Annotated in this window: 19 protein-coding genes, 4 tRNA genes and 1 riboswitch; of the genes, 8 read left to right on the top strand and 15 right to left on the bottom strand. The window is 61.9% G+C overall.

From position 1 onward, the window contains the following. Positions 1 to 129: 129 nt before the first annotated feature. The 10 genes from QCBJ_RS29145 to uvrB form a co-directional block, all read right to left on the bottom strand. Positions 130 to 1,107 carry a tRNA-dihydrouridine synthase gene (locus QCBJ_RS29145; RefSeq protein WP_102062126.1) on the bottom strand — a complete coding sequence of 326 codons (978 nt, stop codon included), beginning with the start codon at positions 1,105 to 1,107 and terminating at the stop codon, positions 130 to 132. A 55-nt stretch (positions 1,108 to 1,162) separates the two neighbouring features. Beyond that, positions 1,163 to 1,597 (bottom strand): thioesterase family protein, encoded by a 435-nt coding sequence (locus tag QCBJ_RS29140; RefSeq protein ID WP_015884984.1) that lies wholly within the window; start codon positions 1,595 to 1,597, stop codon positions 1,163 to 1,165. Positions 1,598 to 1,637: 40 nt separating this feature from the next. Then, entirely contained in the window at positions 1,638 to 2,471 is an 834-nt protein-coding gene (locus tag QCBJ_RS29135; RefSeq protein WP_043206304.1) for an alpha/beta hydrolase, read from the bottom strand. A gap of 14 nt (positions 2,472 to 2,485) precedes the next feature. Beyond that, positions 2,486 to 3,025: a TetR/AcrR family transcriptional regulator gene (locus tag QCBJ_RS29130; protein ID WP_043205666.1), complete on the bottom strand. Its 540-nt coding sequence runs from the start codon at positions 3,023 to 3,025 to the stop codon at positions 2,486 to 2,488. Between the two features lie 182 nt (positions 3,026 to 3,207). Then, a tRNA-Glu gene (locus QCBJ_RS29125) sits at positions 3,208 to 3,283 on the bottom strand. Between the two features lie 77 nt (positions 3,284 to 3,360). Beyond that, positions 3,361 to 3,436 (bottom strand) — tRNA-Ala (locus QCBJ_RS29120). 50 nt (positions 3,437 to 3,486) lie between these two features. Next, a tRNA-Glu gene (locus tag QCBJ_RS29115) sits at positions 3,487 to 3,562 on the bottom strand. Between the two features lie 78 nt (positions 3,563 to 3,640). After that, a tRNA-Ala gene (locus QCBJ_RS29110) sits at positions 3,641 to 3,716 on the bottom strand. Between the two features lie 147 nt (positions 3,717 to 3,863). Then, positions 3,864 to 5,345, bottom strand: a complete 1,482-nt coding sequence (gene gltX, locus QCBJ_RS29105) for a glutamate--tRNA ligase (RefSeq protein ID WP_015884987.1) — start codon at positions 5,343 to 5,345, stop codon at positions 3,864 to 3,866. A 196-nt stretch (positions 5,346 to 5,541) separates the two neighbouring features. Next, positions 5,542 to 7,557: an excinuclease ABC subunit UvrB gene (gene uvrB / locus QCBJ_RS29100; RefSeq protein WP_010209048.1), complete on the bottom strand. Its 2,016-nt coding sequence runs from the start codon at positions 7,555 to 7,557 to the stop codon at positions 5,542 to 5,544. A 343-nt stretch (positions 7,558 to 7,900) separates the two neighbouring features. Here uvrB and QCBJ_RS29095 point away from each other — a divergent pair, with 343 nt between their 5' ends. Together QCBJ_RS29095 and QCBJ_RS29090 are read left to right on the top strand one after the other, a co-directional pair. Beyond that, a complete protein-coding gene (locus tag QCBJ_RS29095) occupies positions 7,901 to 9,097 on the top strand; it encodes an amino acid aminotransferase (protein WP_015884988.1) in 1,197 nt (398 codons plus the stop codon). Between the two features lie 306 nt (positions 9,098 to 9,403). After that, positions 9,404 to 9,613 (top strand): hypothetical protein, encoded by a 210-nt coding sequence (locus QCBJ_RS29090; RefSeq protein WP_046035306.1) that lies wholly within the window; start codon positions 9,404 to 9,406, stop codon positions 9,611 to 9,613. 17 nt (positions 9,614 to 9,630) lie between these two features. Here QCBJ_RS29090 and QCBJ_RS29085 read toward each other — a convergent pair whose 3' ends face one another. Further along, positions 9,631 to 10,503, bottom strand: a complete 873-nt coding sequence (locus tag QCBJ_RS29085) for a LysR family transcriptional regulator (RefSeq protein WP_102062125.1) — start codon at positions 10,501 to 10,503, stop codon at positions 9,631 to 9,633. Between the two features lie 103 nt (positions 10,504 to 10,606). Between QCBJ_RS29085 and QCBJ_RS29080 the strand changes: the two genes are divergently transcribed. Beyond that, positions 10,607 to 11,998, top strand: coding sequence for an aldehyde dehydrogenase family protein (locus QCBJ_RS29080; RefSeq protein WP_102062124.1), 1,392 nt, complete (start codon positions 10,607 to 10,609; stop codon positions 11,996 to 11,998). A gap of 117 nt (positions 11,999 to 12,115) precedes the next feature. Here QCBJ_RS29080 and QCBJ_RS29075 read toward each other — a convergent pair whose 3' ends face one another. Continuing rightward, positions 12,116 to 13,024 carry a LysR family transcriptional regulator gene (locus QCBJ_RS29075; protein ID WP_102062123.1) on the bottom strand — a complete coding sequence of 303 codons (909 nt, stop codon included), beginning with the start codon at positions 13,022 to 13,024 and terminating at the stop codon, positions 12,116 to 12,118. A 112-nt stretch (positions 13,025 to 13,136) separates the two neighbouring features. Between QCBJ_RS29075 and QCBJ_RS29070 the strand changes: the two genes are divergently transcribed. Then, positions 13,137 to 14,336 (top strand): MFS transporter, encoded by a 1,200-nt coding sequence (locus QCBJ_RS29070; RefSeq protein ID WP_102062122.1) that lies wholly within the window; start codon positions 13,137 to 13,139, stop codon positions 14,334 to 14,336. A gap of 3 nt (positions 14,337 to 14,339) precedes the next feature. Here the strand turns inward: QCBJ_RS29070 and QCBJ_RS29065 are convergent, their stop codons facing one another. Beyond that, positions 14,340 to 14,645 carry a protealysin inhibitor emfourin gene (locus QCBJ_RS29065; protein WP_015884993.1) on the bottom strand — a complete coding sequence of 102 codons (306 nt, stop codon included), beginning with the start codon at positions 14,643 to 14,645 and terminating at the stop codon, positions 14,340 to 14,342. A 14-nt stretch (positions 14,646 to 14,659) separates the two neighbouring features. After that, entirely contained in the window at positions 14,660 to 15,721 is a 1,062-nt protein-coding gene (locus QCBJ_RS29060) for a M4 family metallopeptidase (RefSeq protein ID WP_015884994.1), read from the bottom strand. A 128-nt stretch (positions 15,722 to 15,849) separates the two neighbouring features. On the opposite strand from QCBJ_RS29060, the gene QCBJ_RS29055 reads away from it, so the two are divergent. After that, the gene (locus QCBJ_RS29055) at positions 15,850 to 16,779 is read left to right on the top strand and encodes a DNA/RNA non-specific endonuclease (protein WP_102062121.1); all 930 of its coding nucleotides are present in this window, start codon (positions 15,850 to 15,852) and stop codon (positions 16,777 to 16,779) included. 465 nt (positions 16,780 to 17,244) lie between these two features. Here the strand turns inward: QCBJ_RS29055 and QCBJ_RS29050 are convergent, their stop codons facing one another. After that, positions 17,245 to 17,688, bottom strand: a complete 444-nt coding sequence (locus tag QCBJ_RS29050; protein ID WP_015884996.1) for a hypothetical protein — start codon at positions 17,686 to 17,688, stop codon at positions 17,245 to 17,247. A 103-nt stretch (positions 17,689 to 17,791) separates the two neighbouring features. After that, positions 17,792 to 17,987: riboswitch (cobalamin riboswitch) on the top strand. A 115-nt stretch (positions 17,988 to 18,102) separates the two neighbouring features. Here QCBJ_RS29050 and QCBJ_RS29045 point away from each other — a divergent pair. The 3 genes from QCBJ_RS29045 to QCBJ_RS29035 are packed head-to-tail and all read left to right on the top strand — an operon-like array spanning position 18,103 to position 20,875. Beyond that, a complete protein-coding gene (locus QCBJ_RS29045) occupies positions 18,103 to 19,113 on the top strand; it encodes an ABC transporter substrate-binding protein (protein WP_102062120.1) in 1,011 nt (336 codons plus the stop codon). Continuing rightward, a complete protein-coding gene (locus tag QCBJ_RS29040) occupies positions 19,110 to 20,114 on the top strand; it encodes an iron ABC transporter permease (RefSeq protein WP_015884998.1) in 1,005 nt (334 codons plus the stop codon). Before QCBJ_RS29045 ends, QCBJ_RS29040 begins: the two co-directional genes overlap by 4 nt. Continuing rightward, positions 20,111 to 20,875, top strand: coding sequence for an ABC transporter ATP-binding protein (locus tag QCBJ_RS29035; RefSeq protein WP_102062119.1), 765 nt, complete (start codon positions 20,111 to 20,113; stop codon positions 20,873 to 20,875). The genes QCBJ_RS29040 and QCBJ_RS29035 overlap by 4 nt, the downstream gene beginning before the upstream one ends. The last annotated feature ends 86 nt before the right edge of the window (positions 20,876 to 20,961 follow it).

Here is a 20,961-nt window from a genome sequence, read left to right as displayed (position 1 = left end):
CAATGACTATGAATATTGAAAATCGCCCCAGACATCATGCCGTTACGCCCCACGTAACTTTTCAGGCAAAAAAAAAGGCGCCTTTCGGCGCCCGTTACAACAGAGGATGAAACACTTATATATGTAAACTTAATCTTGCAACACCGCTGACTGCTCTCGTTGACTGGGCATACCCAGCAAACGTCCGACCTGCTCCAAGTCCGTCTCCCTGCGCATCAGGGTAAATAACTCCACAGCCTCAGGGTAATTGCGCGTGAGCATCGCCAGCCATTGCTTCAAGCGGCCCGGTGCCTGACGTTCGGTCAGTTGCGCCACCGACTGGGTCCAGAAATCCTGAAGCATGGGCTGCATCTCTGCCCAGGTCATCTCGACCACTTCCTCGCCCGCCCGCGCCGCTGCGATCTGCCGCGCCAAGTCCGGACGTGCTACAAGGCCACGACCCAGCATGATGTCTTCGACGCCGCTGATCTCCCGGCAACGCCGCCAATCTTCGACGCTCCAGATATCACCGTTGGCGAACACCGGCACCTTGACCACGTCCTGGACTCGCGGGATCCATTCCCAGTGGGCCGGCGGCTTGTAGCCATCGGTCTTGGTGCGCGCATGCACGACAATATGTGCCGCGCCGCCTTCGGCCAGGGCGGTGGCGCAGACCAGGGCGCCGTCCGGGCTGTCGAAACCCAGGCGCATCTTGGCAGTGACCGGTATGTGAGCCGGTACCGCGCGGCGCACGTGCTCGACGATTTGATTAAGCAGCTCCGGCTCCTTAAGCAGCACCGCGCCGCCCCGGGATTTGTTGACGGTCTTGGCCGGGCAGCCGAAGTTGAGGTCGATGACTTGCGAACCCAGCTCACACGCCAGGGCGGCGTTTTCCGCCAGGCACACCGGGTCAGACCCGAGCAATTGCACACGCAGCGGCACGCCGGCAGCGGTGTGGGCACCGTGCAGCAGTTCCGGGGCGAGCTTGTGGAAATACGCTGGGGTGAGCAGGCGGTCATTGACGCGGATAAACTCGGTCACGCACCAATCGATACCGCCGACGCGGGTCAGCACGTCCCGCAGGATGTTGTCGACCAACCCCTCCATGGGCGCCAAAGCAATTTGCATGGAAAACACTCAACAAAAATCGTGGCGCAGTTTACTGGGTTTCCCACAGCAACCGTTAACCCCCTGTCAGGGCGGGGCCGTAACCGTCGAGAAACTCGGCGGGCATGCGCTTAGGCTTGCCGCTGGACAGTTCGATGCAGACAAAGGTGGTGTGCGCGCGCAACAGCGTTACGCCGTCACGCGGCCGGACCAGCTGAAAACGCCGGGTCATCTTCAGGCGCTGGTCCCAGTCGACGATCCAAGTGGCCAGTTGCAATTCGTCGCCTTCATAACCTGCGGCCAGGTAGTCGATCTCGTGCCGCACCACGGCCATGGCACGGTCCAGGCGGCGATATTCGGTAAGGTCCAGCCCCAGGCGCTGGGAGTGGCGCCAGGCGCAGCGCTCCAGCCAGGACACGTACACCGCGTTATTGGCGTGCCCCAGGCCGTCGATGTCTTCAGGCGCAACCTGCAGATCGATGATAAACGGCGTTGCCAAATCCCAACCCATGCCTTGCTCCCAGTCGATTAATGTCGGCGGGGAGAGTGTATCAGGCGCTTTGCAGCGCCTGTAAACGACGGCCGGCCAACAACGCCAGCACAGCGTCGATCACACGCGGATCAGCCAGCACTTTTTGGTGACCGCCCTGCTCCAGGCGCAGCAAGCGGCTGTCGAACCAGGCTTCGTGGATGGCCTGAGACGCCTTGACCGGGACGAAGGTATCGTCTTCGGCATGCACGATCAGGCCGGGAATATTCATCTGGTAATGGGCCACGTCCAAGTGTTTGAGCGGCATCCCGAACGTCAACTCGACTTCCTGGATAAACGCCGAACGCGCCCGCGCCGGCAAACCGACCATCTGGGTAAAGCCGCGCAGCACGTCCAAAAAGCGCGACGGCGAGGCAATACTCACCAACGCCTCGGTGCGCAACCCCAACTGCACCGCCAGCATCGCACTGGCGCCCCCCATGGAATGACCGATCACGGCGTGCAGCGGCGGCAACTCGGCGGCGGCTTCAAGCATGGCGCGGGCAAACAGCAGCACATGGGCTTCACGCCCTGGCGAACGGCCATGGGCAGGACCGTCCAGGGCAATCACCGAGTAACCATTGTCGACCAGCGCAGTGATCAGGCTGGCAAACTGTGTGGGCCGGCCTTCCCAACCGTGCATCAACAACACCGCAGGCCCTTGGCCCCAGCGCAGGGCGGACAACCCGAAACGCAAGGTGATGCGCTCCGATTGCGCCAGCAGCGGCAGTTCCCAGTCGCGCGGTGGCAGGTCGCGTGGCGTCATGAAGGCGCGACGCATCCGATTGGCCACGGTTTGGGGGGCCAGGCGCCCCAGCGTGCCGTTGAAGCGACGAATCCAGGTCAGCGTGCCCATCATGCAGCCCTCTTCTAGCGCACGGCCGACTTGGCGGCGCGCAGCACACGGTCAGACAGTTCCCCCGGCCCCAAGGCGCGGGCCAAGGCCAGGCCACCGATCATCAGCGCCATGTCAGCCAGGGCTTTGTCGGTGTCTTCAGGGCCCGCGGCGAGTTGCGCCGCCATCAGCTCGCAGTGGTCGTTCAGCGCCTGGCGGAATTCATCCGGCAGTCGGCTCATCTCGCCGACGGTCGCGGGGATCGGGCAGGCCTGGGCGGTTGAGTCACGGTGCTTGCGCGACAGGTAAAATGCCGCCACCAGGCCTCTGCGCTCCTCGCCGGTGAGCTGTGAGTCCATGTCGTCAATCGATGCGCGACGCTTGGCCAGCAACTGGGTGAAGGCCTCCAGCATCAGCGCGTCCTTGCTTTCAAAATGCGCGTAGAAACCACCGACGGTCAGCCCCGCCGCGCCCATGACTTCACCCACACTCGGTTCGGCCGGGCCACGCTGGATCAACGCGGCGCTGGCGGCCTGCAAAATACGTTCGCGGGTTTGCGCTTTTTTATCGCTCATCATTGCCTCCGTCGTTCATGGGTTGAATATTATTACCATAATAATATTTGGCAAGCGACAGGCATGACCGTCGGTCAGAAGAGAAAGCAGGAAGGGAAGAAAGAATTGGTCAAACGCCAGACAAACAAAAGGGCCATTCAATAATTGAATGACCCTTAAAAATCCCGCAGAGCGGGTAATCGTGGCGTCCCCTAGGGGACTCGAACCCCTGTTACCGCCGTGAAAGGGCGGTGTCCTAGGCCACTAGACGAAGGGGACACAAACCTTCTGTACATTGATCAGGCTGAGACTGATCGATTCAAGGACGGTGTGGCCGGAACCTTGAACCTGTAAATTGGTGGAGCTAAACGGGATCGAACCGTTGACCTCTTGCATGCCATGCAAGCGCTCTCCCAGCTGAGCTATAGCCCCGGATTTTTCGTCTCGCGACGCAGCAGACCTTTCGAGCTGCTTGTTGAAACTGGCGTCCCCTAGGGGACTCGAACCCCTGTTACCGCCGTGAAAGGGCGGTGTCCTAGGCCACTAGACGAAGGGGACAAAACCTTCTGTACAGCTGATCAGCGCTGAGAACTGATCAATTCAAGGACGGTGTGGCCAGACCTTGAACCTACAAATTGGTGGAGCTAAACGGGATCGAACCGTTGACCTCTTGCATGCCATGCAAGCGCTCTCCCAGCTGAGCTATAGCCCCTCATCGGTGAGGACGGGGCGAATCTTAATGGCGGTTTGGAAGTGTGTCAAATTTATTTTCAACAATTTCCAAAATTTTTTGCCGGGATAACAATCACTTACCGGCGAAACCCCGGAAAACCGGGGTTTCGTCGTTTCAACCGCTTGCTCAGGCGATAGCGCCCAGCAGTTTTTCCCACTCTTTGTTTTCTTTCTTCGATACACCACCAAGCAAATCAAGGGCTTGGCGCAGACGGAAACGCGTCAGGTCCGGGCCGAGGATTTCCATTGCATCCAGCACCGACACCGAACTGGCCTGCCCGGTGATCGCGGCGAACATCAGCGGCATGGCGTCGCGCAGTTTCAATTCCAGGGATTCCACCACCGCCTGGATCGTCGCGGTGATCGCATCCTTCTCCCACTGGCGCAGGCTTTCCAGCTTCCACAGGATCAACTGCATCAACTGGCGAACCTGGTCGCCCGAGAGCTTCTTGGACTCGAACAGCTTGGGATCCGGATTAACGCCACCGGCAAAGAAGAAACTGGCCAAAGGCGCGACCTGGCTGAACGTCTCCACCCTGCCCTGCACCAGCGGCGCGATCTTCATCATGTACTCAGGGTTCAACGCCCACTGCTGCACGCGGCTGGCGAACTCCTCGACCGGCAAGTCACGCAGCCACTGGCCGTTGAGCCACGACAGTTTCTCGATGTCGAAGATCGGCCCGCCCAGCGACACGCGGGACAGGTCGAAGTTGTCGACCATTTCCTGCAGCGAGAACTTCTCGCGCTCGTCCGGCATCGACCAGCCCATGCGCCCCAGATAGTTGAGCATCGCCTCAGGCATGAAGCCCATGCGCTCGTAGAAGGTCACCGAGGTCGGGTTCTTGCGCTTGGACAGCTTGCTCTTGTCCGGGTTACGCAGCAGCGGCATGTAGCACAGCTGCGGTTGTTCCCAGCCGAAGTATTCGTAGAGCAGGATCAGTTTCGGTGCCGATGGCAACCATTCTTCGCCGCGCAGTACGTGGGTGATGCCCATCAAGTGGTCGTCGACCACGTTGGCCAGGAAGTACGTCGGCAGGCCGTCGGTCTTCATCAGCACCTGCATGTCCATGCGGTCCCAAGGGATCTCGACGTCGCCGCGCAGCATGTCCGGCACCACGCACACGCCTTCGCTCGGCACTTTCATGCGGATCACGTGAGGTTCGCCAGCCGCCAGGCGCTGGGCCACTTCTTCCTTCGACAGCAGCAGCGCGCGGCCGTCATAGCGCGGGGTTTCGCCACGGGCCTGTTGCTCGGCGCGCATCTGGTCCAGTTCTTCGGCGGTGCAGAAGCACGGGAACGCGTGGCCCATATCGACCAGTTGCTGGGTGTACTGCTTGTAGATGTCGCTGCGCTCGCTCTGGCGATACGGGCCGTGCGGGCCGCCAACGTCCGGGCCTTCCGCCCAGGTAATGCCCAGCCAGCGCAAGGCATCGAAAATCTGCTGTTCCGACTCACGGGTGGAGCGCAGTTGATCGGTGTCTTCGATCCGCAGGATGAATTCACCGCCGTGCTGCTTGGCAAAGCAGTAGTTGAACAAGGCGATGTAAGCAGTGCCGACGTGGGGATCCCCAGTAGGCGATGGCGCAATGCGCGTGCGGACGGTGGTCATGGCTGGTCTCGAATGGGCGATAAAACTGAAAATTGAAACAAGGGGCGAATGGTAACAGCCTGGGTGATTTCTGGAAAACCGAGGCGCGGCCATCGGGGGCAAGCCCCCTCCCACATTTGACCGAGGTCCAACATGGAAATGCGGTCCAGTGTGGGAGGGGGCTTGCCCCCGATGAGGCCGGTAAAACCACCGTAAATCAGACGGCAAGCAAGCGCTCACGCAACTTGCCAATCTCATCCCGCGTCTGCGCCGCCGCCTCAAACTCCAGGTCCCGCGCCAACTGGTACATCTTCTCTTCCAGCTGTCGAATCCGCTTGGTGATCTCACTCGGCGAGCGCAGTTCGTTTTCGTACTTGGCGCTTTCCTCGGCAGCCTTGGCCATGCCCTTACGCTTCTTGCTGCGCGAGCCGGGCACGGTGGCGCCTTCCATGATGTCGGCGACGTCCTTGAACACGCCTTTCGGGGTGATGCCATTTTCCAGGTTGAAGGCAATCTGCTTGTCGCGACGGCGTTGGGTCTCGCCAATCGCGCGCTCCATAGACCCGGTGATGCGGTCCGCATAAAGAATCGCCCGGCCGTTGAGGTTCCGCGCGGCGCGGCCGATGGTCTGGATCAACGAGCGCTCGGAGCGCAGGAAGCCTTCTTTGTCGGCATCAAGGATCGCCACCAGCGACACTTCCGGCATGTCCAGGCCTTCGCGCAGCAGGTTGATCCCCACCAGTACATCGAAGGTGCCCAGGCGCAGGTCGCGGATGATTTCCACCCGTTCCACAGTGTCGATGTCCGAGTGCAGGTAGCGTACGCGCACGCCGTGGTCGGCCAGGTAGTCGGTCAAGTCTTCGGACATGCGCTTGGTCAGCGTGGTGACCAGCACCCGCTCTTCAAGGGCCACGCGCTTGGTGATTTCCGAGAGCAAGTCATCCACCTGGGTCAACGCCGGGCGGATTTCGATTTCCGGGTCGACCAGCCCCGTCGGACGCACCAGTTGCTCGATCACGCGGCCCGCATGCTCGGCCTCGTAGTTGCCCGGCGTGGCCGACACAAAAATGGTTTGCGGGCTGATGGCTTCCCACTCGTCAAAGCGCATCGGCCGGTTATCCAGCGCCGACGGCAGGCGGAAACCGTATTCCACCAGGGTTTCTTTACGCGAGCGGTCGCCCTTATACATCGCGCCGACCTGCGGCACGCTGACGTGGGACTCGTCGATCACCAGCAGCGCGTCGGGCGGCAGGTAATCGTAGAGGGTCGGCGGCGGCGCGCCGGATTCACGGCCCGACAGGTAGCGCGAGTAGTTTTCGATACCGTTGCAGTACCCCAGCTCCAGGATCATCTCCAGGTCAAAGCGGGTGCGCTGCTCCAGGCGCTGGGCTTCCACCAGCTTGTTGTTGGAGCGCAGGTACTCCAGGCGCTCGGCCAACTCGACCTTGATGCCCTCGATGGCGCCCATAAGGGTTTCACGCGGGGTCACGTAGTGGCTTTTCGGATAGAAGGTGAAGCGCGGCAGCTTGCGGATCACTTCGCCGGTCAACGGGTCGAAGGCCGACAGGCTCTCGACTTCATCGTCAAACAGTTCGATGCGGATCGCTTCCAGGTCGGATTCGGCCGGGTAGATGTCGATCACGTCACCACGCACCCTGAAGGTGGCGCGGGCAAAGTCCATGTCGTTGCGGGTGTATTGCAAGCTGGTCAGCCGACGCAGCAGCTCGCGCTGGTCGAGCTTGTCGCCGCGATCAACGTGCAGCACCATCTTCAAATAGGTTTCCGGGCTGCCCAGGCCGTAGATGCACGACACCGTGGTGACGATGATCGCGTCCTTGCGCTCCAGCAGCGCCTTGGTCGCCGACAGCCGCATCTGCTCGATGTGGTCGTTGATCGACGCATCCTTCTCGATAAAGGTATCGGAAGACGGCACGTAGGCTTCGGGCTGGTAGTAGTCGTAATAGGAAACGAAATACTCCACCGCGTTGTTCGGGAAGAACGCCTTGAACTCGCCGTAGAGCTGCGCGGCCAGGGTTTTGTTCGGCGCCAGCACCAGGGTGGGGCGGTTGATCTGCGCGATCACGTTGGCGATGCTGAAGGTCTTGCCCGAACCGGTCACCCCGAGCAGCGTCTGGTGGGCCAGGCCGGCCTCGATGCCTTCGACCATCTGGCGAATGGCTTCCGGCTGATCGCCAGCGGGTTCAAAGCGGGTGACGAGTTGGAAATCCGACATAACGTACCTCGTGTAGTCACCCCAGACTGTAAACCCGTCGAGGACGAAATAGACCACCACCCGCGAAGATTCAGCGCGGATCGTAGGAAAAAACCATGATAGCCATAGAAGTGGTGGCGAATGTGGCGGGTTTCAAGGCAATCGTCCTGACTGCCGTCTACGATCAACGTTGCAATAAGACTAACGGTCGGCAAATAAACCGAAAAACTTGGCCGAAAAGCCGTTTCGGTGGTCGCCCTCGGCAGTGAGGGCCTCTATACTAGCTCCCCGTTTGTGCACCGCTCTAGTGCATTCGGCTGGAGCGCGACACGTCCCTCCATTCCCCCATAGAGCTGCCGCAAAAATGAGCCTGTTCTCCGCTGTCGAAATGGCACCACGCGATCCTATCCTGGGCCTCAACGAAGCATTCAACGCCGACACACGGACCACCAAGGTCAACCTTGGCGTGGGCGTTTACTGCGACGAGGAGGGGAAGATTCCACTCTTGCGTGCCGTTGCCGAAGCGGAAGCCATTCGCGTGGCGCAACACGCCGCCCGTGGCTACTTGCCGATCGACGGCATCGCGGCCTACGACAAGGCCGTGCAAACCCTGCTGTTCGGCGCTGAGTCGCCCCTGCTCGAAGCCAACCGCGTCGTCACCGTACAAGCGGTCGGCGGCACCGGCGCGCTGAAAATCGGCGCCGACTTCCTCAAGCAGCTGCTACCCAACGCCGTCGTCGCCATCAGCGACCCGAGCTGGGAAAACCACCGCGCGCTGTTCGAAACGGCCGGTTTCCCGGTGCAGAACTACCGCTACTACGACGCCGCCACCCACGACGTGAACCGTGCCGGCCTGCTCGATGACCTCAATGCCCTGCCGCCACAGTCCATCGTGGTGCTGCACGCCTGCTGCCACAACCCGACCGGCGTCGACCTGAGCCCGGCCGACTGGCAGAACGTGCTGGACGTGGTCAAGGCCAAGAACCTGGTGCCGTTCCTCGACATGGCCTACCAGGGCTTTGGCGATGGCATCCACGAAGACGCCGCCGCGGTGCGCCTGTTCGCTGAGTCGGGCCTGACCTTCTTTGTGTCCAGCTCGTTCTCCAAGTCGTTCTCCCTGTACGGCGAGCGCGTTGGCGCACTGTCGATCGTCAGTGAATCCAAGGAAGAAAGCGCGCGCATCCTGTCCCAGGTCAAGCGTGTGATCCGCACCAACTACTCCAATCCGCCGACCCACGGCGCGGCCATCGTGGCAGCGGTACTGAACAACCCTGAGCTGCGCGCCCAGTGGGAAGCCGAGCTGGCTGAAATGCGCCTGCGCATCCGTGGCATGCGCGAGCAGATGGTCGCCGAACTGGCCAAGGCGGCTCCGGGCCACGACTTCAGCTTCGTCGGCCGTCAACGTGGGATGTTCTCCTACTCCGGCTTGACCGTTGAGCAAGTCACCCGCTTGCGCAGCGAGTTTGGCATCTACGCACTGGATACCGGGCGTATCTGTGTGGCGGCGTTGAACCAGTCGAACATTGGTGCGGTGACCAAGGCGATTGTTCAAGTGTTGTAAGCCTGAAACAGGTGTGATGAAAGGGAAGCCATTCACGGCTTCCCTTTTTTATGGGCGAATGCCGAACCTGTGGTGAGCGAGCTTGCTCGCGCTGGGCTGCGCAGCAGCCCCATCCCCTGCCACCTGGAACTTCCTGAGAGAACGCGGTGCCTGAACAAGGGGCCGCTGCGCGCCCCAGCGCGAGCAAGCTCGCTCACCACAGGTTCAGCGCTCGCCACGGGAATTGCATCGTTTGCAAAAAATTCACTGGGCGCAGCACTCAGCCCCTAAACTGACCGTCGATTGCCCCTTTGTTGTGAGATCCCTATGAGAAACGAAGACCTGGACCTGCGTGCCGACCGCGACGAGCTGGACCACTTCACCCCACGCGCGCCGCAAGCCAAGCGCCAGAAGAGCCTGGTGCTGCAAGTGGCACTGGGTGTGTTCCTCGGTGGACTGGCGCTGTGGCTGGTGCAATTGGGCGCGACGGCGATCATGGCGAAATTGGCCATGGGCACCCTGCAATTCGGCGGCTGATACCTCCCACATTAGATCTAGGAGTCAACCAGGTCGCATTCCTCCAGCAACTTCACGAAGCTGTTCAAACTCTGCGACACCGTGCCCCGGCGCCAGATCAGCCAGGTATGCAGCGTGCGAAAACTGTCCGTCAGCGGCCACAGGCTCACCGTGGTAAACCCCGGCATGCTCTCCAGCATGCTGCGCGGCATCAACGCCAATCCGGCGCCGGCGCTGACGCAGGCGAGCATGCCGTGATAGGACTCAATCTCGAAAATCTTGCCTGGCACCGCGCCGTCCTGTGAGAACCAGCGCTCGAAGTGGTGCCGATAGGAACAGTTGGAGCGGAAGGTGTAGATGTTCTCACCATTCACGTCCTGGCCCCGGGTGATGGGCGCGTGATGCAGCGGCGCGATCACCACCATCTCCTCCTCAAACACTGCCACGCCTTCCAAGGTGGAATGCAGCACCGGCCCGTCGACGAACGCAGCCGTCAGCCGCCCCGACAGCACGCCCTCGATCATCGTGCCCGAGGGCCCGGTGCTCAGGTCCAACTCAACCTTGGTGTGCTTCTGGTTATACGCCGCCAGCAACGCCGGGATACGCACGGCCGCGGTGCTCTCCAGCGAACCGAGGGCAAACGCGCCCTGGGGCTCCTCCCCCGCCACCGTCGCGCGGGCTTCCTGCACCAGGTCGAGGATGCGCCGCGTATAGCCGAGGAAATTCCACCCGGCCGGTGACAGGCGCAGGCGACTTTTCTCGCGGATAAACAATTCCACACCCAGGTCCTGCTCCAGTTGCTTGATGCGCGTGGTCAGGTTCGATGGCACGCGATGAATCAACTGCGCGGCGGCGCTGATGCTGCCTTGCTCGGCAACGGCCTTGAAGATTTCCAGCTGCACCAGATCCAAGTCATTCTCCAATCGTGAACGTATTGCTTAATATTATTCAGTTTCCAGAAAACATGCATCCCCGTAGGCTTACCCCATTCCACTCATTCAGCCGGACGGTGCCATGAACGCTATTTCTCATCAGACTCACGCCCTGTCGATCAACCCCGCCACTGGCGAAACAGTCGGCAGCTACCCCTACGAAAGCGCGTTGCAACTGGACGCCGCCCTCGACCGCGCCACCGAAGCCTTCCGCACCTGGCGCCGCCAGCCGGTGAGCCAGCGCGCCGAAAGGCTGCTGGCCCTGGCCGGCGCCTTGCGCGAGCAAGCCCAAGACATGGCGCAGATGATCACCCTGGAGATGGGCAAACCCATCGCCCAGGCCCGTGCCGAAATCGAGAAGTGCGCGCTGCTCAGCGAATGGTACGCCGCCCATGGCCCGGCCATGCTCGCTCCAGAACCGACCCTGGTGGACAACGGCAGCGCCCAGATCGAGTACCGCCCGCTGGGCCCTATTCTCGCCGTGATGCCGTGGAACTTCCCGGTGTGGCAAGTGCTGCGTGGCGCCGTGCCGACCATGCTCGCCGGCAACACCTACGTGCTCAAACACGCCCCGAACGTGATGGGCAGCGCCTACCTGATCAAGCAGGCCTTCCAAAAAGCGGGCTTTGCGGAAGGCCTGTTCGAAGTGATCAACGTGGCCAACGACGGCGTGTCCGCAGCCATCGCCGACCCACGTATCGCCGCCGTCACCCTCACCGGCAGCGTGCGTGCCGGGATCGCCATCGGTTCACAAGCCGGTGCTGCGCTGAAAAAATGCGTGCTGGAGCTGGGCGGCTCCGACCCCTTCATCGTGCTCAACGACGCCGACCTCGACGCCGCTGTGCAAGCCGCACTGATCGGCCGCTTCCAGAACAGCGGCCAGGTCTGCGCCGCCGCCAAGCGCCTGATCATCGAGGAGGGTGTGGTAGAAGCCTTCACCGCCAAATTCCTCGACGCCAGCCGTGCCTTGGTCATGGGCGACCCGACATCAGCGGCCACCTACATCGGCCCGATGGCCCGTTTCGATTTGCGTGACGAGCTGCACGGCCAGGTCCAGGCCACGCTGGAAGAAGGGGCGACCCTGCTGCTGGGCGGCCACAAAGTGCCCGGCGCCGGCAATTACTACGCACCGACCGTACTGGCCAACGTCACCGACCAGATGACCTCGTTCAAACAGGAACTGTTCGGTCCCGTTGCCTCGATCATCACCGCCCGCGACGCCGACCACGCCGTGGCCCTGGCGAATGACAGCGAGTTCGGCCTCACCGCCAGCATCTTCACCACCGACGCGGCGAAGGCACGGGACATCGCCAACCAACTGGAAACCGGCGGTGTTTTCGTCAACGCCTTCAGCGTCTCCGACCCTCGGGTAGCGTTTGGGGGGATCAAGAAGAGCGGCTTCGGGCGTGAGTTGTCGCACTTCGGCGTGCGGGAATTCTGCAACGCGCAGACGGTGTGGCTGGATCGCAAGTAAGCGAAGCCTCACCGCCTGTCGCAACGGCACCGCTCAACTGTGGGAGGGGCAAGCCCTAATGCCCTTAGCTGACTGGCATTAGGGCTTGCCCCCTCCCCCCAGTTAAATCACCTGAAGCTATTGCTTCCCAAGCCCGGCCACCAATGCCTCCAGTACCACGCGTACCTTGGGCAACGCCTGGCGGCTTTTGACCCAGCCCAACGTGATTGCCGCCCCTTGGGTGGCCAGGTGGGGCAACACCTCGACCAGCGTCCCTTCCTGCAGCGGTTGCTGGACCATCCACGAGGGCAATTGCACGATGCCGCAACCGGCCAAGGCGGCCATCAACAGCCCGTCTCCATTGCCCACCACCAGTTGCGGGGTGATCTGCCGGCGTCGGGGAGCGCCCTGTTCATCCGCGAAATTCCATGGGCTGATGCGCCCGTCCACCCAGCCGTAGGCGATGCACTGATGGTGCTCAAGATCGTCTTCCGACAGCGGGGTGCCGTGCCGCGACAAGTAGACCGGCGAGGCATACAAGCTATGCCATTCATGGGCGAGCACACGCTGCCCGACGGTTTCCGGCCAGGCATTCGTGCCGCCGATACGCACCACAATGTCCACGCCTTCCTCGAACGGCTCGATGAACCCGTCGCCAAACGTGAAGTGCGCCAATAGCAGCGGATGCGCCTGCAAAAAAGGCAGTAACACCGGCAGTACCTGCGCGCGCCCCAATGCGCTGGGCAGGTCGATGCGCACACGACCGCGGGCCTCGGTATTTTCCACGTGCAGTAAAAGCTCGGCCTCTTCCAAGTCGGCCAGTACGCCCGTGCACGTCCGGTAAAACGCCACACCGGCATCGGTGAGGGACAAGCGCCGCGTGGTGCGCTGGAACAGCCGAACACCCAAGCGTTTTTCCAGCCGCGCGATGCTTTTACTGATGGCCGAGGCGGTCAGGTTCATTTTCTCGGCGGCGGCGGTAAAGCTGCCGTGGTCCGAGACACACACAAACACATCGATACCCTTCAAGCGTTCGGAAGAAAACATGCACATCCTGTATTGGTGAATTCAGTTCAGGCAACTTTGTAAAAAGCATCCTAAATCAGAAATCAGCTCAACAGTAAGCTATGACCGGATAAACCCTGGCACTGAGGCTCGGATGCTGACCACGCTGAAAAACTACCCCCTGGCCGTCAACCTGCTACTGGGCGCGTCCCTGGTGCTGACGCTCGCGAGGGCGATCACCCTGCCCTATCTGGTGATCTACCTGTCGAGCCAGTTCCAGTTGGGCGTCGCCGACATCGGCCTGGTGATCGGCGGCTCGCTGATCATCGGCTCTTTGTTAAGCCTGTATGGCGGCTTTCTGGTGGACAGCCTGCCCGGTCACCGCCTGATCCTCGGCTGTTGCGCGGTGTTCACCGGCGGTTTTTTGGGGGCGTTTATCGCTCAGGATCTGTGGGTGTTCTACGTCTGCCTGGTCGCGATCAACCTGGCCTACGCCGTCATCGATATCGCGGTCAAATCCGGGTTTGGCCGACTGCTTCCCGCCGAGGCGCGCAGCGAAGCGTTTTCGATCAAATACACCCTGACCAATATCGGCTATGCCGTCGGCCCGTTCCTCGGTGCTGGGCTAGCCGCACTGGCCATCAGCCTGCCCTTTTTGGCCTCGGCGGGGCTTGGGGCCGGGTTCTTCATGGTTTATTGCGTGTGGGGCGACAGGCACTGGGCGCCAACCCACGCCAGCCAGCCCGCCGCGCCCTTCCTGGCGGTGGGCAAATTACTGCTGAGGGACTGCCGCCTGGTGTGCTTTACCTTGGGCGGCATCCTCAGCGCCGTGGTGTTTGGCCAGTTCACGGCTTACCTCTCGCAATACCTGGTCGTCACCACCACGCCCGAGGCGGCCTACCGGATTATCAGCAGCGTGGTGGCCACCAACGCGCTGATGGTGATCAGTCTGCAATACATGATTGGCAAGCGGATCACCCATCAACACTTGCACCTGTGGCTCGCCGGAGGGCTGGGGATGTTCATCGTCGGGTTGGCGGGGTTTGGCTTGTCCACCTCGCTGACGTTCTGGGTGGTGTCCATGGCGATCTTCACGCTGGGCGAAATCATCGTGTTCCCCGCCGAATACATGTTCATCGACATCATCGCGCCCGATCATCTGCGCGGCATGTACTACGGCGCGCAAAACCTCGGCAACGTCGGCGCGGCACTGGGGCCGGTACTGTGCGGGATGGTGCTGGTGTCACAGCCGGCCCATTGCATGTTCTACCTGCTGGCGCTGTTTGTGATCGCGGGCGGGTTGCTCTACTGCCTGGGCGCGTCTCTCGCGGACAAGGTGCACGCCCCGACCTGAACCTCAATCACGGATATGCCGCCGCACGCACTGCACCAGGCCGTCCAGCGCCTGCGACTTCACCGGCGCGAGCACACAGACGGTGTGCTCGCGCTGGCCTTCTGTCACGGTCAGCGTGTAATGCACCTGGCCCGGATTACCGGGGGTCGGTGCGTTGCTTTGCGGCAGCTGGAAGAAGTCGGCGGCCTCGATAAGCTGCCGCAACTCCTGCTGGTCCTGCTCGGGCAGTGTGGCCAGTTCCACCGTACGCGGCTTGGCCAGGCCCGGAAAATACCCGGCCCCGCCGTTTTCCTTGATCGAAATGTGCATGGTTGTTCCTCACGTCAGACAGAAATGCCGACCGCCTTCCAACCGTCCTTGACCGCCTTCTGTTCATCCTTGTTCGCGCCGTAGAGTCGACCGGCAACATCGTAGGTAATGCGCGCAAAACGCAGGAACCCCGAATTGGGCCGCAACCGCGCATCGCGCAGCGCGTCATACCAGATGCGCCCAGCCCGTTCCCAGGCAAACCCGCCGAGTTTTGTCGCGACCTGGTAGAACGCATGGTTGGGAATGCCGGAATTGATATGCACCCCGCCATTGTCCTCGTAGGTCTGCACAAAATCATCCATGTGCCCCGGCTGAGGGTCCTTGCCCAGCAGTTTGTCGTCAAACGCCGTGCCGGGGGCTTTCATCGAGCGCAGGGCGGTGCCTTTGATCTTTTTGGTGAACAGCCCTTTGCCGATCAGCCAATCGGCGTCCTCTGCGGTTTGCTTCAACGCGTATTGCTTGATCAACGAACCGAACACGTCCGACAGCGACTCGTTCAACGCGCCGGATTGGTTGAAATACATCAGTTTGGCCTCGTCCTCGGTCACGCCATGGGCCAACTCATGGCCAATCACATCGAGCGCCACCGTGAAACGATTGAACAGTTGCTCATCGCCATCACCAAACACCATCTGGGTCGAGTTCCAGAACGCATTGTTGTAGTTCTGGCCAAAGTGAACGGTAGCGTCCAAGGCCATGCCGGCATCGTCGATGGAGTTACGGTCGAACACCTGATCGAAAAAATCGAAGGTGGCGCCCAGGCCATCATAGGCCTCGTCCACCGCGGCATCACCACTGGCGGGCTGGCCTTCGCCACGCACCAGCTTGCCGGGCAGGCTATCGGTGCCTTCGGCGCTGTAGATCGAACGCCGTTTGTCGGCGCCCATGACCAAGGCCATGCGGGCCGGGCCCTTGGCGGGCACCGCGACCATGCGCAGCGAGCGGAACGTGCTGTCCTTGGCGCGGGTGCGCAATGCGACATCCCGTTGCGCCTTATCGCCATTACGTGCGATCTGGTCGAGCATGTACGGCGGAATCAGGCAGAAAATCGGGTGACGGGGGTGGCGAACACACATGGTCAGGCTCCATTGAGTATGTGACAACGTCCAGGCAACCGATTCAGGATAGCCCCGAGACGTTAACGCGTGTCATCAATTGTCATTAACCTATGTTGCAGTCGTGTTTATCCAAGGAGGACTTACCGATGCCTGCCCGTAAAGCCAAAATCGATCTTTCCCACCGTCCACGGCTCGCCGACCTGCGCCCGTTGATTGCGCCCAGCCCCACCCTCTTGGAGGCCAGGGCGGCGACACCCCACGTCACACCGGCCAAAGACTTGAAGGACCGGCGCGGCTACACAGAGGACTTTCTCGGCAATTTCGTGGTGCCCTGGCCCACGGTTGAAGAGGCCTTGGCGGGGGATGCACAGAAGGAGCGCCTGGACTACACACACTTCTCGATAACAATGTCCCGCTCAAAACGGCTCGCGCTGTATGTAGGCGTCAACATCGACGGCGGGCAGCCTGTGGACATCGTGCGCAGCAACGACACCTGGGCCTATGACGGCCGCCTGCCCATCGACGCGCAGGTGGGCGAAGCGCTCTACGCCAGCAACGGCCTGGATCGCGGCCACCTGGTACGCCGCCAAGACCCCAACTGGGGCGACGACGCTAAAACCGCCAACCTCGACACCTTCCATTTCACCAACTGCTCGCCGCAGATGAGCGGGTTCAACCAGAAGACCTGGCTGGAACTCGAAGACTACATCCTCGACAACACCCAGCGCTGGAAAGCCCGCGCCACGGTGTTTACCGGCCCGGTATTCGCCGATGACGACCGCGTCTACCGGGGCGTGAAAATCCCCAAGGCGTTCTGGAAAGTGGTCGCCTACCTCAGCGACGACGGCAAGCCTTCCGCCAGCGCCTACATGATCGACCAGAGCCGCGAACTGGGCCAACTCGACCTGGTGTTCGGCCAACTCCGGACCTACCAGCGCAGCGTCATCCAGATCGAACGCCTGACCGGCATCCGCTTCGCCAACCTGGCCGACTACGACGGTTTCAGCAACGAAGAACGCGCCACCGGCACGCGGATTGAAGCACTGATACAAGGTCCAGAAGACATTCGTCTCTAACCGAGCCCTCACATGTTGATAACGACCAACGCCAACCACGATGCGAAGCGAGCCGCTCTTGACCTTGATCTTGATCTTGATCGTGCTTTTGATCTTAGGCGCCCCGTCAAACACGCTGGCCGAACGCAGGCTTGAATCCGTGGGTAACCCGGCAGGACGCCGGGTTAGCCGCCCCGCGCCATGGATGGCGCGTGGCGGCGGCCCACGGATTCAAGCCGGAGTGAGGGCACACCGAGCCTAAGCGAGGTGCCGAGTGTTGGGGCGAAGCGTTTTTGGTTACTTTTGGCGCTCTTCCAAAAGTGACCCGCCGTAAGGGCGGAACCCACAGCGGCCGTTACCGCAGCAACGGATATGTACCCGGTCTGACCCAACATCCAGGTCGGCGGTCAGGGCGCCAGCGGGAGCAAGCTCCCTCGCCACAGGTCCAGCACCGTACCCAGAGTTATCAGGCCAACGGGCAAACCCTCATTGCGCATTGATGTAATGAAACTGCGCCTGCGTTTTCTCGACCGCCGCACGCACCGTGTCCTTCTGCGCCTCAGTACCCGAGTAGTAAATCTGCATCCCCTTCAAATCCTGCCCTTCGACTGCTTTGCCGATCACCGCAACATCAACCGGGGTGCCGGCACCGATAATCAAAAAGAACACATCGCCCAAGCGTTTGGCATCGAGCAGCTCTCCCCTGAGGCGAGCGGCGTTTTGCTCACCCGCCATGGAAATCGCCAGGGTATCGCCGAACATCCCGCTTTTGGGGATGCTCATCGTGTGCAAACGGAGCTTGTCCGACCCGGCCGGCATCGACGCGACATACGCGGTGGCGGCCTCGTCAAGAATCTGCTTTTCAGATTTACCCTGGGTGGCACAACCGGCGAGCGTGGCGACGAGGGCGAACGCGAGAAATAATTTCACTGTGTATTCCTTGTGATAAAGCGATCCATTGGCTGCGCATCATAGGAGCCCCACCGCCAAAGAGCCACCGTTGGCGTCACGGCCTCCCGTTCAACCTCGCGATCGACTACCATACCGCGCCGGTTCCCAAACGGGACTAATAGGGAATCCGAAGCGCGGTACCCCCGCGTCAATCGGAACTGCCCCCGCAACTGTAGGTGCTGAGCCTGCTCCTCGATGCCACTGGACCTTGTCCGGGAAGGCCGGAGCCTGGCGACGACGCATCAGTCAGGAGACCTGCCGGCTCAAGCTCAATCACTAACCGGCGGGGTGTCCGGGAAGGACATTCTTGCCTGTCTCTACCACAGCGCTCGAGGGTGTATTTCCGAACCGTACCTCCCCAGTTGCACGTACGGTTCACTCGGAGATCGTCCCATGCTGCCACGCGTTACCGCCCTGCTCACCGGCATTGGCTTCTGTGCCCTGGCCCACGCCGCGCCCACCCACTACCCACTCACCGTGGAAAACTGCGGCAGTAGCCTCACCTTCCAGCAGGCGCCGGCGCGCAGCGTGACCATCGGCCAAGCCGCTACCGAGATGCTCTACGCCTTGGGCGTGGGCGATAAAGTGGTCGGCACTTCGCTGTGGTTCAACAGCGTGTTACCGCAGTACAAGGCACAGAACGACCGCATCGAGCGCCTGGCCAACAACGAGCCGAGCTTCGAAGCCGTGATCGCCAAACGCCCGCAACTGGTGGCCGCCGAGCTGGAATGGGTGGTCGGGCCGCAGGGCGTGGTCGGCACCCGCGAGCAATTCCATGAACTGAAGATCCCCACCTACCTGCTGCCCTCCGACTGCGAAGGCAAGGACAACCTGGTGGGCGCGGACGGCACGCGGCTGGAGCCGTTCCGTATCGAGACCATTTATAAAAGCATCAGCCAATTGGCGCAGATCTTCGACGTACAGGATCGCGGCCAGCAGTTAAACGACGAACTCAAGGCGCGCTTGGCCAAATCCGTCGCCACCGTGCAGAGCAAAGGCCTCAAGCAGGCCAGCGCGTTGGTGTGGTTCTCCAGCTCGGAGATGGCCAGCGACCCGTACGTGGCCGGCCACAAAGGCATTCCCCAGTTCATGCTGCAAACCCTCGGCCTGTCCAACGTGGTGCAGTCCGATGAAGAGTGGCCCGCCGTCGGCTGGGAAACCATTGCCAAGGCCAACCCGACCTTCCTGGTGATCGCCCGCATGGACCGTCGCCGCTACCCCGCCGACGACCATGAAAAGAAACTCGCCTTCCTGCGCAGCGACCCAGTGACCCGCAACATGGACGCGGTGAAAAACAACCGCATCATCATCCTCGACGCCCTGGCGTTGCAGGCCAGCATCCGCATGTTCGACGGCCTTGAACAACTGGCCACGGCCATCGACGGCTACGACCTGCCAAAATGATGCGCACCCTATTCGCCCTGGCATTGCTGCTGATCGCCGTACTCGCCGGCGTGGCCATCGGCGAAACCGCCATTTCGCCGCAGGTCGTGCTCCAGGTGCTCGCCAACAAACTGTGGGCGGCCGGCTACGTGCTCGACCCCATTGATGAAGGCGTGGTGTGGAACTACCGCCTCACCCGCGCGCTGGTCGCCGCCGCCTGCGGTGCGGGGTTAGCGACGTGCGGGGTGATCCTGCAATCACTGTTGCGCAACCCGCTGGCCGATCCGTACCTGCTGGGCATCAGCGCCGGCGCATCGACCGGCGCGGTATTGGTGGCGTTGATGGGCGTGGGCGGCGGGTTGATTTCGTTGTCCGCCGGCGCGTTTGTCGGTGCGATGGCGGCGTTTGCGCTGGTGATCCTGCTGGCCCGCGCCAGCGGTTCGGCCAGCGGCACCGGCCAGATCATCCTCGCGGGCATTGCCGGTTCGCAGTTGTTCAATGCGCTCACCGCGTTCCTGATCACCAAATCGGCCAGTTCCGAACAGGCGCGCGGCATCCTGTTTTGGCTGCTGGGCAACCTCAGCGGCGTGCGCTGGCCATCGGTGTGGTTGGCGGTGCCGGTGGCGGTCGTGGGTTTGGCCGTTTGCCTGTGGCACCGTCGGGCGCTGGATGCGTTTACCTTTGGCAGCGACTCGGCAGCGTCCCTCGGCATTCCGGTGCGCCGGGTGCAGTTTGTGCTGGTGGGCTGCGCGGCCCTGGTGACGGCAGTGATGGTGTCGATTGTCGGCTCCATCGGCTTCGTCGGGCTGGTGATTCCGCATGCTGTGCGCCTGCTGCTCGGCACCGGGCACTCGCGCCTGCTGCCGGCGAGCGCCTTGGGTGGCGCACTGTTTTTGATTGCGGCGGACGTGCTGTCACGCACGCTGATCAAGGGCCAGGTGATTCCCGTTGGCGTGGTCACGGCGCTGGTGGGCGCGCCGGTGTTTGCACTGATCCTGATCGGCCGGAGGAACGCGCGATGACGGTTCTGAGCTGCACCGGGCTGGGTTTCAAGGTGCGCGAGGCCGAGCTGCTGCGCGACATTCATCTGGACGTACACCTGGGCGAAACCCTCGGCATCGTCGGCCCGAACGGCTCGGGCAAATCGACCTTGCTCAAACTGCTGGCCGGCCTGCGTACACCCGCGTCCGGCGAAGTGTTACTGGGCGGCCGGCGCCTGGGCAGCCTGTCCCGCCGCGACATCGCGCAGCAACTGGCGGTGGTGGAACAACAGGCCGACACAAACGACGCCATCCGCGTGTTCGACGCCGTGGCGCTGGGCCGTACGCCGTGGTTGTCGGCGTTGAGCCCGTGGTCCTTGGATGACGACGCCATCGTGAAACAGGCCTTGCATGACGTCGACGCCACCCACCTGAGCCAGCGCGCCTGGCGCAGCCTCTCGGGCGGTGAACGCCAACGCGTGCACATCGCCCGTGCATTGGCGCAACGGCCGCAGATCCTGTTATTGGATGAGCCGACCAATCACCTGGATATCCAGCATCAACTGGGGATTTTGGAGGGCGTGCAACGGTTGCCTGTCACCACCTTGATTGCCCTGCATGACCTGAACCAGGCGCTGACCTGTGACCGCTTGGCGGTGCTGGACCACGGGCGGTTGGTGGCGCTGGGCAAACCCCTGGACGTGCTGACGCCACAGCGGTTGCAGGAGACGTTTGGGGTGCAAGCGCACTACCTGACAGACCCGTTTGATGGGGCGCAAATCCTGCGGCTACGCCCAATCTAAAGCCGGAGTAAAGCGTTACTGTAGTGAGCGGGCTTGCCCCGCGCTGGGCTGCGCAGCAGCCCCAATAAGGCCGCTGCATTCCTCCA

The organism is Pseudomonas sp. QC2 (assembly GCF_002859085.1).
Taxonomy (GTDB): domain Bacteria; phylum Pseudomonadota; class Gammaproteobacteria; order Pseudomonadales; family Pseudomonadaceae; genus Aquipseudomonas; species Aquipseudomonas petroselini.
Note: the sequence above shows the minus strand (reverse complement) of the source record. Positions and strands in the feature narration are given on the sequence as shown.